Source organism: Actinacidiphila sp. DG2A-62 (assembly GCF_035825295.1).
GTDB lineage: Bacteria > Actinomycetota > Actinomycetes > Streptomycetales > Streptomycetaceae > Actinacidiphila.
In genome coordinates this window covers 416,708-429,753 of sequence record NZ_JAYMGI010000002.1, presented here as the reverse complement: position 1 = coordinate 429,753, position 13,046 = coordinate 416,708, and the positions used below count along the sequence as shown (strand labels likewise).

Annotated in this window: 10 protein-coding genes and 2 pseudogenes; 3 read left to right on the top strand and 9 right to left on the bottom strand. The window is 73.7% G+C overall.

Going from position 1 to position 13,046, the window contains the following annotated elements; all coding sequences use genetic code 11:
* Positions 1-85 precede the first annotated feature (85 nt).
* Positions 86-898 (top strand): SDR family oxidoreductase, encoded by an 813-nt coding sequence (locus VSR01_RS02330; protein ID WP_326447621.1) that lies wholly within the window; start codon positions 86-88, stop codon positions 896-898.
* A 376-nt stretch (positions 899-1,274) separates the two neighbouring features.
* Complete coding sequence (locus tag VSR01_RS02325; protein WP_326447620.1) at positions 1,275-2,642, top strand: SH3 domain-containing protein; 1,368 nt, start codon at positions 1,275-1,277, stop codon at positions 2,640-2,642.
* 99 nt (positions 2,643-2,741) lie between these two features.
* Here VSR01_RS02325 and VSR01_RS02320 read toward each other — a convergent pair.
* Both VSR01_RS02320 and VSR01_RS02315 read right to left on the bottom strand, forming a co-directional pair.
* Positions 2,742-3,373: pseudogene (locus VSR01_RS02320) on the bottom strand (GNAT family N-acetyltransferase).
* 49 nt (positions 3,374-3,422) lie between these two features.
* Positions 3,423-3,914, bottom strand: coding sequence for an RrF2 family transcriptional regulator (locus tag VSR01_RS02315; protein WP_326447619.1), 492 nt, complete (start codon positions 3,912-3,914; stop codon positions 3,423-3,425).
* Positions 3,915-4,055: 141 nt separating this feature from the next.
* Here VSR01_RS02315 and VSR01_RS02310 point away from each other — a divergent pair.
* A pseudogene (locus VSR01_RS02310) lies at positions 4,056-4,795 on the top strand (SDR family oxidoreductase).
* Positions 4,796-4,838: 43 nt separating this feature from the next.
* Here VSR01_RS02310 and arfA read toward each other — a convergent pair.
* The 7 genes from arfA to VSR01_RS02275 form a co-directional block, all read right to left on the bottom strand.
* Positions 4,839-6,356: an arabinosylfuranosidase ArfA gene (gene arfA / locus VSR01_RS02305; RefSeq protein ID WP_326447618.1), complete on the bottom strand. Its 1,518-nt coding sequence runs from the start codon at positions 6,354-6,356 to the stop codon at positions 4,839-4,841.
* Between the two features lie 66 nt (positions 6,357-6,422).
* On the bottom strand, positions 6,423-7,346 hold the full coding sequence (locus tag VSR01_RS02300; RefSeq protein WP_326447617.1) for a carbohydrate ABC transporter permease: 924 nt from the start codon (positions 7,344-7,346) through the stop codon (positions 6,423-6,425).
* On the bottom strand, positions 7,336-8,262 hold the full coding sequence (locus VSR01_RS02295; protein WP_326447616.1) for a carbohydrate ABC transporter permease: 927 nt from the start codon (positions 8,260-8,262) through the stop codon (positions 7,336-7,338). The genes VSR01_RS02300 and VSR01_RS02295 overlap by 11 nt, the downstream gene beginning before the upstream one ends.
* Positions 8,263-8,270: 8 nt before the next feature.
* Positions 8,271-9,578 carry an ABC transporter substrate-binding protein gene (locus VSR01_RS02290; RefSeq protein WP_326447615.1) on the bottom strand — a complete coding sequence of 436 codons (1,308 nt, stop codon included), beginning with the start codon at positions 9,576-9,578 and terminating at the stop codon, positions 8,271-8,273.
* Between the two features lie 163 nt (positions 9,579-9,741).
* Positions 9,742-10,782, bottom strand: coding sequence for a LacI family DNA-binding transcriptional regulator (locus VSR01_RS02285; protein WP_326447614.1), 1,041 nt, complete (start codon positions 10,780-10,782; stop codon positions 9,742-9,744).
* Positions 10,783-11,286: 504 nt separating this feature from the next.
* Entirely contained in the window at positions 11,287-11,904 is a 618-nt protein-coding gene (locus VSR01_RS02280; protein WP_326447613.1) for a hypothetical protein, read from the bottom strand.
* 118 nt (positions 11,905-12,022) lie between these two features.
* Positions 12,023-12,946 (bottom strand): MBL fold metallo-hydrolase, encoded by a 924-nt coding sequence (locus VSR01_RS02275; protein ID WP_326447612.1) that lies wholly within the window; start codon positions 12,944-12,946, stop codon positions 12,023-12,025.
* Positions 12,947-13,046: the final 100 nt, after the last annotated feature.

The following is a 13,046-nucleotide window of genomic DNA, read 5'->3' as shown; positions in this document are numbered from 1 at the left end:
CGGGTGTGGGGGCGGGCGATGTCACACTTGGCGCGGCGCGGGTGGTCATGAGTGCGGAAGCGTTCCCACGAGAGGCACAGCAATCATGCGTATCGCAGTCGCCGGTGGAACCGGCTGGACCGGCCGCCCGGTCGTCGAGGCCCTGCGGGGCGACGGCCACAAACCCGTCGTCCTCGCCCGCTCGGCCGGGGTCGACCTGACCACCGGCGCCGGGCTCGACGAGAAGCTCGACGGCGTCCGGGCCGTCATCGACGTCAGCAACGTCGCCACCACCGGTGCCCGCAGGTCCATCGCGTTCTTCGAGGCCGCCACCGGCCGCCTGTTGGAGGCCGGGCGCAGGGCGGGCGTCGCCCACCACGTGGCGCTGTCGATCGTCGGCGTCGACCGGGTCGACTTCGGCTACTACGCGGGCAAACGCCGCCAGGAGGAGCTGGTGCTGAACGGCCCGGTGCCCGGCACGGTGCTGCGCGCCACGCAGTTCCACGAGTTCGCCGCGCAGTGCCTGGCCCGCGGCGGGCCGGTGACGATCGCGCCGAAGATGCTCTGCCAGCCGGTGGCCGTCGCCGAGGTCGCCCGGCACCTGGTCGACCTGGTCCTGCGGGAGCCCGCCGGGCTGGCGCCCGAACTCGCCGGGCCGGAGGAGCACCTGCGCATGGAGGACATGGTCCGCCGCCTCTCGCGGGCCCGCGGCGCCCGCCGGCCGGTCCTCGCCCTCCGCATCCCCGGCCGCGCCGGCCGCGGCTTCACCGGCGGCGGACTCCTGCCGCCGGCCCTGGCCCGCGCGGCACGGTCACCTTCGACGCGTGGCTGGACGCGCAGACGACGCAGCGGGAACGCGACAGCGCACGCGGCTGAGCCGCCCCGCGCGGCTGAGTCGCACCGCGCTGGCGAGCCATAACCGCTCGGGTGACTCGCCCCACTCGGGCGAGCCGCCCCGCTCGGGTGAGCCGCCCCGCTCGGGCGAGTCGGACGCCCGCGCGCACCAGCCCGGCACGTCGGCAGCCCAGCGGCATGCCCGAAAGCCGAGCCGGCCGCGGGCGGCGGCGCCGGGCTCGCGCCGGGCGTCGCGGCACCCCGGACCCCGCCTCCGTACCGGCTCCTCGGGCCGCCCCTGCGCCGGAACCCGTCCGAACGGACCTCCGCGGACGAGAAATTGCCATGTATCGGTCAAGCCCTTGTCCGGGTCGCGCGGGCGCGGTTAGGGTCCGTGCGGCACCTGGACGAGTGCGCTGCCGGCCGCTGTGCGGCAGCGGTCGACACCCATGGGGGGACAGATGCACCTCGGACGACGCCCTGCTTCCGTACGGTCCCGGGAGGGCAGTCGCGGCACCGCGCGCGGCCGGCTCGCGCGGCGCGGGCCGGCCCTGGCCGCCGCGCTGGGCGCGGTGATCGCGGCGCTCGTGACGCCGGCCACCGCGCACGCGGGCACCGCGCCGGCCGCGGACCCGGGAACAGCCGCGCGGGCCGCCGGCGGGACGTGGTCCGTGGACCTGGGCGCGGCCCCGGCCGACCGGTCCAACACCGCCTCCGCGCACGGCCGGGTGACGCTCGCCGACCCGCGCGCCCACCCCGCCGCGATGCCGGCGGACCGCGCCTACGGCGAGTACACCGCGCCGGCCACCGCGCTCGGCCGCGCGGTGTCCGCGCTGACCGTGGCGACGGCGGCGGTCCGCCCGACCGGCTCCGCCGTGGAGACCGACGTGCGCGGCCGGGACGCCACCGGCGCGTGGACGCAGTGGACCACCGCCGCGCCCGGCGCCGTGCTCTCCTTCGCCGCCCCGGTGACCGCCGCGCAGGTCCGGCTGGTGCTCACCGCCCCGGCGGGGGCCGCCGCGCCCGCCGTCTCCGCCGTGACGCTCCGGGCCGCCGCGACCCCCGCGGGCGCGGCCCCGTCGCAGACCGCGGCGCCGGCCGCCACGGCCACCTACCGGGTGTACGCCACCCGCGAGGGCCTGGTCGGCGGCACCACCGCCAACGGCCATGTCATCGCCAGCCGCGACCACTTCGTCGCCCTGCCCTCGCGCCGGCTGCTCGACGCCAACGGCAGCCGCGCGTACCAGGTCACGGTCTGCAACGGCAGCCGCTGCGAGACCGCGCCGATCTGGGACGTCGGCCCGTGGAACACCACCGACGACTACTGGAACCCGGCCGGCGTCCGCGAGTCCTGGGGCGACCTGCCGCAGGGCACGCCCGAGGCGCAGGCGGCGTACCAGAGCGGGTACAACGGCGGTCACGACCAGTTCGGCCGCGCGGTGTCCAACCCGGCCGGCATCGACCTCGCCGACGGGACCTTCTGGGACGGCCTCGGCATGACCGACAACGGCTGGGTCACCGTCACCTTCGACACCGGCGGCACCCCGCCGCCCGCCACCAAGTACTGGGTGGACACCTTCGCCAACGCGCCCGTCTACGCCTCGCCGACCAGCACCACGCAGACCGGCACGCTCTACGGCGGCACCAACTACGTCTACTGCAAGGCGTGGGGCCGGATGATCGGCAACAGCACCACGTACAACCACTGGTGGCTGCGCACCGACCCGGACAGCGGCCCCGCGAACCAGTACGTCTCGGCGTACTACCTCTCGCGCTGGGGCAACGACGAGGCCAAGGACAACAACGGCACGGTCATCCCGGACTGCTAGGCGCGCCTGGGGCGGGCGCCGGGGCGGCCTTACCCCGGCCGCCCGCCCCGGGTCCCGCTGCCGCCCAGGCCCCCCGCCGCCCCGGGCCCCGGCGCCGTCTCAGCCGTCGTCGCGGTCCTCGCGTGCCGTCGCGCGGCCGAGGTAGGTGAGCGGACCCGGGTCCGGCACCGCGATCTCGTGGAAGCCGAGCCGGTCGTAGAACGCCCGGGCCGCGGTGTTGGCGGTGACCATGCCGAGGTGCACGGCGGGGACGCCCTTGTCGTGCAGCCGGTCCAGGAACGCGTGCATCAGCCGCCGGCCGAGACCGGCCCGCTGGTGGCTGGGCAGCAGGTCGATGTGCAAGTGGGCGGGGTAGTCGGCGAGTTCGGGCAGGATCATCCGCTCCGGGTCGTGCATCAGGCCCACCATGACCTCGGCCGGCGTGCGGGGCAGGCCGGCGCGGGGTAGCGGTCGAGCAGGCCCGGCAGCCACTGGTCGCGGTAGCGCCGGACGAACGCCGCGGTGTCGGCGGTCCCCAGCACGTACCCCACCGCGCGCCGCCCGTCGTCCGCCACGAACGCCACGTCCGGCTCCAGGTGCACGTACGGCGCGGCGAAGATGCTGGGCATCAGGTCGAGATCGGGATAGACCTCGCGGGAGTCGCCGCCGTCCAGGGCGGTGCGCACGCAGATGTCCCGTACGGCGTCGAGGTCGGCGGGCCGGTACGGCCGGATGGTGGCGGGCGTGACCATGGCGCCCATCATGACGCCCGTGGGAGCGCTCTCACAAGGTGCGGCCCGCTCACTCCTGGCCGTCGGCGCCCTGTGCCAGCCAGGCGCCGATGCCGGCCAGCGCCGTGGGCCCGTAGTCCGCGTCGACGTCGCGGGCCAGGTCGGCGATGGAGATCTCCCGCAGCGCGGCTCGCCACGCCGCGTCGGCCGACGCCATCGCGCGGGTGATCGCGCAGGGCCGGGTGCAGGCCTCCGGCGCCGCCGCCAGCGGGCCGCGCTGCCGGATCTCGGTGCACACGAACGCCGGCCGGGGACCGTCGACCGCGAGGACCACGTCGAGCACGGAGATCTGCGCGGGGTCGCGGGTCAGGGCGTAGCCGCCGGCCTTGCCCTGCGCCGAGGACACCAGTCCGGCCCGCGACAGCGCCTGCAGCTGCTTGGCCAGGTAGCTGCCCGAGACGTCGTGCAGCTCGGCCAGGCGCGCGGCGGGCACCGGCTCCGCGGCCGTGGTGAGCACCACGCAGCAGTGCAGGGCCCACTCGACCCCGCCGGACAGCTTCATTCCGCGCGACCCGCCTCTCCCGGTTGACTCGGACAAAGAGTATCCGACTATCATCACAGGTGACTCGGATAAAAAATGTCCGAGATCGGGGTGCGGGTGCTCGGCATGCCCGGGTGCGCGCGGACGCGGAAGGCGGAGACCATGAAGTTCACCGTGATCGGCGGGACCGGGCTGATCGGCTCGCAGGCGGTCGCCTCGCTGCGGGCGGCGGGCCACGAGGCGGTGCCCGCGGCGCCGTCCACCGGCGTCGACCTGCTCACCGGCCAGGGGCTGGACCAGGCGCTCGACGGCGCTGACACCGTCCTCAACCTGGCGAACTCGCCCACCTTCGACGAGGCGTCCCCCGAGTTCTTCCGCACCTCCATGACCAATCTGCTGGCCGCGGGGAGCGGGCCGGCGTCCGGCACCAGGTGGTGCTGTCCATCGTCGGCGTCGACCAGGTGCCCGAGCTGGACTACTACCGCGCCAAGACGCTCCAGGAGGAGCTGCTCCGCCAGGGGCCGACGCCGTACTCCATCGTGCGCGCCACCCAGTTCTTCGAATTCATGGACGCGGTGTTCTCCTGGACCTCCGACGACACCACCGTGCGGCTGCCCGCCACCCGCGTCCAGCCGATGGCCGCCGCCGACGTGGCCGCCGCGGTGGTCGAGGCCGCCGTCGGCGCGCCGCTGAACGGCATCAGGAACGTCGCCGGCCCCGAGGTCTTCCCGCTGGACGAGCTGGGCAAGATCACCCTGGCCGCCCGCGGCGACGGCCGCGGCGTGGTCACCGACGACACCGCCGGCATGTTCGCCGTCGTCCGCGGCGACGTGCTGATCGGCGGCCCCGACGCCCGCCTGGCCCGCACCCGCTACCAGGACTGGCTGGACGCGCGGCGCTGACCCGCCGACGGGCCCGGCCTGCCGGGGCCTGGGGCCTGCCGCCCTAGCCGGCCGTCGCCGAGCGGGGGACGGTGCGGATCATCGACCAGGAGACCGGCGGGAGCTCCGCGGACAGCCCCGTCGGCTCCACGAAGTGCCGGGTGGAACTGCGCGGTTCGACCCGGCGCTGCGCGGTCCTGGAGTTGGTCGCCAGCAGATCCTGCCCGCCGAGCACGACGTGCTCGACCACCTCGTGCTCGTCGCCCACCAGCCGCAGCTGGAGCGTGGCCGCCTGCCGGTCGTCCCGGTTCACCGCGAAGATCGTCATCTCGCCGGTCTCCGGGTCCCGGGTGGCGGTCACGTCCACCGCGTCCACGTCGCCGATCGTGGTGGAGTGCAGCGAGGGCGAGACCGGCTCGACCCGCAGCACCTCGCCGCGGGCGTGCCGGGCGGTCAGCGCGAACGGGTGGAAGATGGTCTGCCGCCAGGCGCCGGTGTCCGGCTCGGTCCTGATCGGCGCGATCACGTTGACCAGCTGGGCCAGGCACGCGATGGTCACCCGGTCGCTGTGCCGCAGCAGGCTCATCAGCAGGTTGCCGAGCACCACCGCGTCCTCGACGGTGTACTCGTCCTCGATCAGCCGCGGCGCGCGCGCCCAGTCCAGGTTCTCCTGGCCGGCGAACCGGCTCTCGTACCACAGGTTCCACTCGTCGAAGGACAGGTTGATCCGGCGCCGGGAGCGCTTCTTCGCCCCGATGTGGTCGGCGGTGGCCACCACGCCCTCGATGAAGGAGTCCATCACCTGCGCGGAGGCCAGGAAGCCCACCCGGTCGTCGCCGTGCTGCTCGAAGTAGGCGTGCAGGGATATGTAGTCGACCACGTCGTACGCCTCGTCCAGCACCTGGGCCTCCCAGGAGCCGAAGGTCGGCATCCGCTCGTTGGAGCTGCCGCAGGCGACCAGCTCGATCGAGGGGTCGATGCGGCGCATCGCCTTGGCGGTCTCGGCGGCCAGCCGGCCGTACTCGGTGCCGGTCTTCTGGCCGATCTGCCAGGGGCCGTCCATCTCGTTGCCCAGGCACCACGTCCTGATCGCGTGCGGCTCGCGCACGCCGTGCGCGATCCGCAGGTCCGACCAGCGGGTGCCGCCGGGGAAGTTGGCGTACTCAAGCAGGTTGCAGGCGTCCTCCACGCCGCGGGTGCCGAGGTTGACCGCCATGATCGGCTCGATGTCGGTCTGCCGGGCCCAGGACATGAACTCGTTCAGCCCGAAGGTGTTCGGCTCCACCGACCGCCAGGCCAGGTCGAGGGTCTGCGGCCGCTGCTCGCGCGGGCCGACGCCGTCCTCCCAGCGGTAGCCGGAGACGAAGTTGCCGCCGGGGTAGCGCACCGCGCTCACCCCCAGCTCGCGGGTCAGCTTGATGACGTCGAGCCGCAGCCCGTCCACGTCGGACTCGGGGTGGCCGGGGTCGTAGATGCCGCCGTAGACGCAGCGGCCCATGTGCTCGACGAACGATCCGAACAGGCGCGGCGGGACGGGTGCGACGGTGAAGGCGGGATCGATGGTTGCAGTGCAGGTGAGCACACCTGTCTCCGATTTCTCTGGGATCGCTCCCGGGGGAGCGTCACGGTCGTGTGGTGCCGGCGGGTCTCACTTGATGCCCGTGGTCGCCACGCTCTGCACGAAGTAGCGCTGCAGCACGAGGAAGGCGAGGGCCAGCGGGCTCAGCGAGATCGCCGCGCCGGCCATCAGCGCGGCGTGGTCCACCCCGCCCTGGCTGGAGAACAGCGTCAGGGCGGCCGGCAGGGTCTGCATGTCGACGTTGTTGGTCACCACCAGCGGCCACAGGAAGTCGTTCCACAGCGCGGCGAACTGGATGATGAACAGCGAGGCCAGCACGGGCTTGGCGTTGGGCAGGATGATCCGCCAGAACAGGGTGAAGTCGTTCGCCCCGTCGATCCGCGCGGCGTCGTCCAGTTCCCGCGGCAGCTGCATGAAGAACTGGCGCAGCAGGAAGATGCCGAGCGCGCTGGTCGCGCGGGGGATGATCAGCCCCTGGTAGGAGTTGAGCCAGCCCAGGTGGAACAGGGTCAGGAACACCGGTACCAGGGTCACCTGGAACGGCACCATGAGCGTGGCGAGGATCAGCAGGAAGACCACGTTGCTGCCGCGGAAGCGCAGCCGGGCCAGCGCGAACGCGGTCATCGAGTCGAACAGCAGCAGCACCACCGTGGTGCCGCCGGCGAAGACGAAGGTGTTCAGCACCAGCCGCCCGAACGGCAGTTGGTTCAGCACCGCGTGCACGCCGTGCAGCGTCCAGTGCCGCGGCACCAGCCGCGCCGGGTCGGAGTAGAGGTCGGCGTTGGTGCGGAAGGCGACGCCGAGCATCCACAGGAACGGCACGACGGTCGCCAGCGCGGCGACGGTGACCGCGACCCAGGACAGCGCCGCGCCGCCGCGGGCCAGCACCCGCCCCGCGAGCACCAGCCGGAGCGCGCCCGGTGAGCGCGGCCCCTTGTCCCGGGGTTTGCCGTCGGCCGGCGCGGAGCGCGGGCGGAGGGTGTCAGTCGGCATCGCGGTACCTCGACAGTCGCAGTTGGAGCGAGGAGATCGCGAGGATCACCACGAACAGCACCCAGGCGACGGCGCTCGCGTAGCCCATCTGGAACTCCACGAATCCCTTCTGGTACAGGTACATGACCACCGATTCGGTGTGGAAGATCGGGCCGCCGCCGGTCATCGCGAAGACCAGGTCGAACAGCTGCAGCCCGGTGACGGTGGCGATGAGCGTGGTGAACAGCAGCGCCGGGCGCAGCGCGGGCAGCGTCACGTGGCGGAACCGCTGCCACGGCCCGGCGCCGTCCAGCGCCGCCGCCTCGTACAGGTCGGGCGGGATCTGCTGCATGCTGGCCAGCAGCACGATCATGGTGAAGCCGACGTTCTTCCAGATGCCCACGGCGATCACCGTGGGCAGCGCCAGCGACGTGGACTGCAGCCAGTCCGGTGCGCTCACCCCGACCTTGGACAGCCAGGCGTCCACCAGCCCGACCTGCGGGTCCAGCAGGAACTTCCAGACGATCCCGCTGACCACCAGCGAGGCGATGAACGGGAAGAAGAACGCGGTGCGCAGCAGCGAGGTGTACCAGGTGGTGCGGCGCAGCCGGGAGGCGATGGCCAGACCCAGCAGCACCTGCCCGACGGTGACGGCGGCGGTGTACACCACCGTCACCCGCAGCGCGTTCCAGAACCGGTGGTCGTGGTAGAGCGCGGTGTAGTTGTCCAGGCCGACGAAGGTGTGGTGGGACTCGCCCACCGTCCAGTCGTGCAGGCTCATCCACGCCGACTGGACGATCGGCTCGGCGATGAACACGCCGATCAGCACGACGCTGGGCGCGATGAACAGGTAGGCGCTGTTGATCCGGGGCCGGCGGCCGCGTGCGCGGGCACGCGGCCGGGCCGGCGTGGCGGGGGAGAGGCGGGTGCTCGACATGGTGCGGCTCAGTTCTTGTGGCATCCGGTGAGCGAGTCGATCGTCCTGGCCGCGTCGTCCGCGGCGCCCTTGACGTCGGCGCCGCGCTCGATCTTCTGGATCAGCGGGACATAGACGTCGGTGTCGATGCGGGTGGCGTTCGACTGCCCGGCGAGGTACAGCTTCGCGTGCGGCAGCGCCTTGGCGAATTCCGCGACCGTCGGGTTGCCGGCGCTCGCCGCGTCCAGGTCGGTCCTGGCCGGCGGGAAGCCGGAGAGCTTGGAGAACTGCGCCTGGGCGGTCTTGCCGGTGTACCAGGCGAGGAACTCCTTCGCCTGCTCCTGGTGCTTGCTGGTGCGCGCCACCATCAGCGGGACGGTGGAGGCCAGGGTGACCGGGCCGGCCGAGCCCACCGGGACCTGGGCGATGCCGAGGTCGACGCCGGCCGATCGGAAGCCGGCCGCGGCCCAGGGCCCGTTGATCTCCATGGCGGCCTTCTTGGAGGAGAACAGCGTGTCGGCGTCCGCGCCGGCCTGGCCGACCGGGCTGATGTGGTCCTTGTCGACCAACTGGCTCCACCGGGTCAGCGCGGCCACGCTGGCCGGGCTGTTCACCACCGCGCAGCCGTCCTGGCCGACGATGTCGCCGCCGTTCATCCACTGCAGGATCGGCCACATCTGGATGGTGTTGTTGTCCGCCAGCGACAGGCCGTACTGGCTCGGCTTGCCGCCGGAGCCGGTGGTGAGCTTCTTGGCGTCGGCGATGAACTCCGCCTCGGTGGCGGGCGGCCGGGTGATGCCCGCCGCGGCGAACATGTCCTTGTTGTAGTAGAGGACCAGCGTGGCCATGTTGGCCGGCACCGCGTAGAGCTTGCCGTCCACGGTGAAGGCGGACTTCACCGAGGGCGGGAACGCGGCGGAGTCGATCTGGTTCGGCCCGGTGCCGACCGAGGAGTCCAGCGGCAGCACCGAGTTGGTCTTGATGTAGGTGAAGATCGAGCCCGGGTCGGAGCTGGGGGTGGCCAGGTCCGGGCCCTGCCCGGTGGCCCAGGAGGCGGGCAGCTTCTGGCCGATGGCGGACCAGGGCTCGGCCGTCATGGTGACGTGGATCTTGGGGTGGGTGGCGTTGAACTGCTTGACCAGCGCCTGGTACGACGGTGCGTCGGGTCCGGTGAACCCGGTGAGCACGGTCAGGTTCACCACCCCGCCGGCCGAGGTCCCGCCGCCGCTCCCGCCGTTGTCGCCGCAGCCGGCGAGCAGCAGCGGGATCGCGGTGGCGGCGGCCACCGCCGCGGCCGCTCTGCCGGGGCGGAGGTGTCTGCTGTGGCTGACGCGCATGATCGTTCCGTTTCGTCCGGTGCCCCGCAAGCCGGGGCGGGAGGGTCGATAGGTCTGTCTCCTTCTGCGGACCGCCGGTCGGGCGGTCGTTCCGGCGGCCGTCCCGCCGGCAGGTGCCGCGGCCGTCCGTGCCGGCCGGTGTGGCGGCGGGCGGGCGGCGTGCTCAGCCGGGGTGGGCGCCGCAGGACTCGCGGATGGCGAGGTCGAACGGCAGCACGGTGTGCACCGGGTCGGGCGCCGTGCCGTCGAGGAGGTCGAAGAGCACCGCCGCGGCCTTGCGGCCGAGCGCCTCGGCCGGCACGTGCACGGTGGTGATGCCGGGGGTGGTCAGCCGCGAGACGCCGAAGTCGTCGTAGCCGGCCAGCGCGATGTCCTCGGGGATGCGCAGCCCGCGGGAGCGGATCTCCAGCATCGCGCCGTAGGCCATCTCGTCGTTGGCGGCGAAGATCGCCTGGAGGTCGGTCATGCTGTCCAGCACCTCGCGCGCCGCCGCCCGCCCCGACTCCTCGCTGAAGTCGCCCACCGCGAGGGTGTGGGTGCACGGGCGGCCCGACTCGGCCAGCGCACCGCGGAAGCCCTCGTAACGGTCCACCGCCGTCTGGTGGTTGAGCGGGCCGCTGATGTGCGCGATCCGGGTCAGGCCGTGGTCCTCCACCAGGTGCCGGGTGATCGCGGCGGCGCCCGCGATCTCGTCTATGCCGACGCTCACCGCGTGCGGCAGGTGCACGAACCGCCCGATGAGCACCACCGGGAGGGCGGCCTCCACCATGCGGTTCACGTTCGGGTCGCTGATCGCGGCCGAGGCGACGATCGCCCCCGACGCGGCCTGCGAACGCAGCACCCGCTCGTAGGCGGCGACGCCGTGGGTCTCGTCGGGGTTGGTCGACACCATCAGCGCCGCGTCCCGCGCGTTGGCCTCCGCGGTGACGCCGACCAGCAGGTGCATGAAGTACGGGTGGCCGAAGACGTGCTGGCCGGTCTGCGGCACCACCATGGCGATCGACGTCGAGCGGCAGGCCCGCAGCGCCCGCCCCGCGGAGTTCGGCACGTAGCCCAGCCGGGCCGCCGCCGCCCGCACCGCCTCCTTGGTGCTCTCGCTGATCCGCGGGTGGTCCGACAGGGCCATCGACACCGCGCTCTGCGAGATCCCGACGGCGGTGGCGACGTCCTTGAGCGTGACGCTGGTGCGCCGGGCCGCCGTCATCGGCCCGCTCCGGCCGGCGCGGCCGGGGAGCCGGCGGTGGCCGTCCGGGGCCGGGCGCACGGCTCGGCGGGTGACTCGGTGTCCGCCATGCGACACCCCTCTCTCCTCGGACCCGCGGCCGGGATCACGGGGGCCGTTCAGCTGCTCTAACGTTTCAGCGGTTTGGACGCTAGGTTACGGCCAACGGCCCGTCAACCCTCTGGATGACATTCGTGGAGGGAAAATCGGCGGCGCCGGGAGTATTGACGGGATCGGCCCGGGCCCTTACGTTCAGAGCCGCTGAATCGTATGAGCACCTCGTCCGGGCAGTGGACCCGCGCATGCCGCGGCTCGTCGCCGTGCGACGTGGGCACGGCGGCGCACGCCTTTCCGCGCGCCGTGGGCCGTCGGCGCCGTCCGGGCACTGCGCGCGGGAGCGCGCACCGAACCGAGGATCAGGTCTCTTGGGCGGGTCCGGGCGAGTCGAGGATCAGGTCTCTTGGGCGGGTCCCGGCGAACCGAGTCTCACGCCTCCCGGGCGGGTCCGGCCGCGGCCTGCTCCACGGCAGCCGCGGCCGGGCCTGCCGCGTTCAGCCGGCACAGCCGCACCCCTTCGGCGGTCTCCAGCACCAGCCACTGCGAGCTGTACGGCGTCCCGCCGCTGCCGTAGCGCCCCGACTCGGTCGTCCGGGACAGCCGCACCTCGTCCCAGGCGCACCCGAAGACCCCGGCGGGACCCGTGAGCACCGGGCCGCCGCGGAACAGGTGCAGGCGCAGCATGCGGTCCGCGGCGCGCCCCTCGGCGCGCAGGCCGAGCACCGGGGCGGCGACGCCCGCGGCGGTCAGCACCGCGCCCACCGCCGCCAGGCCCGCGCCGAAACCGCCCGCGAGCAGCCCGATGCCCACCGCGAGCAACGGCAGCGCGGCCAGCACGCCGACCAGTCCGGCACCGGTGCGCCGGCTCGCCACGTCGAACAGCCCGAGCCGCTCGCCGAGTCCGGCCGACGCGGCCAGCGCGTCCGCCTGCGCCCGCGCCGCGCGCACCGCCGGATGCCCGTCCGGTCCCGCTCCGGCGGTGCGGGCCGCCGCGCCGCCGGCCGCCTCCGTGTCCGTCCCCGCCGGTGTCGTCCGCTCCGCCTCCACGGCGTCCCCCTCTCCCCGCCCGCGCCGTCCGCGCGGCGGCGGCATGCTGCCCACCCCGTCATACCCCGCCCGCACGGCCCCCTACCGCGGGACCCGACCGGCGGCCCGGCCGGGCGGTTCACGCGGGCCGGCGGCTCTCGCCCCAGCCGGTGACGCGGAACTGCGAGCCGTCGCGGCGTACCTCGGCGGCGCCCGGGCCGGCGAAGTGCGCGGGCACCACCAACTCCTTCTCGTCGGCCGCGCGTTCCAGCAGGCGGCGGCGGGTCGCCGCGGCCTGCCCGGGGTCCTCGCAGAAGCAGCTGCTGCAGTCGGGCCGCAGGATCTGCACCGGGCTGTGCAGCACGTCGCCGACGAACACCGCGCGGTCCCCGCCGGAGCGCACCCGCAGCACCGACGAGCCCGGGGTGTGGCCGGGCGCGCTCTCCAGTGTCAGGTTCCCGTCGATCCGGTGGGCGTCCTCCCACAACACCGTGCGGCCCAGCACCGGCGCGACGCTGTCCGCGTAGACCAGCAGGCTGCCCTGCTGGCGCAGGCGCTCGTGCTCGCTGCGCGGCGCGCGCCGGCGGTGCGCGTTCTCCGGCGCGAAGTACCGCTGGTCCACCGCCGGGATCAGGTATGTGGCGTTGGGGAACGCCGGCTCCCAGCCGTCCTCGCCGCCGCGGGTGTTCCAGCCGACGTGGTCGTAGTGGACGTGGGTGTTGACGACGACGTCCACGTCCTGCGGACGCACGCCCGCCGCGGCCAGCCGGTCGAGGAAGCCGGTGGCGAGGTGGTCGAACAGCGGGATCTGCGGCCGGTCGCGGCCGTCGCCCACCCCGGTGTCGACCAGTACCGTGCGGCCGGCGCTGCGCAGCACCCAGGTCTGCACCGCCGCGTGGTAGGAGTCGCTCGCCGGCCGCCAGTGGTCGGGCGCCAGCCACGCGGCGTTGTCCCGCCACACCTCGGGCGTGCTGTCCGGCACGACGAACCGGGCCGGCGCGATCTCGCCCGACCACTCGACCACCCTGGTCACCTCGACGTCGCCCACCATGAAATCAGTCATACGGCGAACGTAAGCGCCGCCGGTGAGCGGCTGAATGTTCCACCGGCGCGATTCCATGCGTGATCCTCTCAGCCGACCGGAGCGCTGCCGCGGCGCGGGA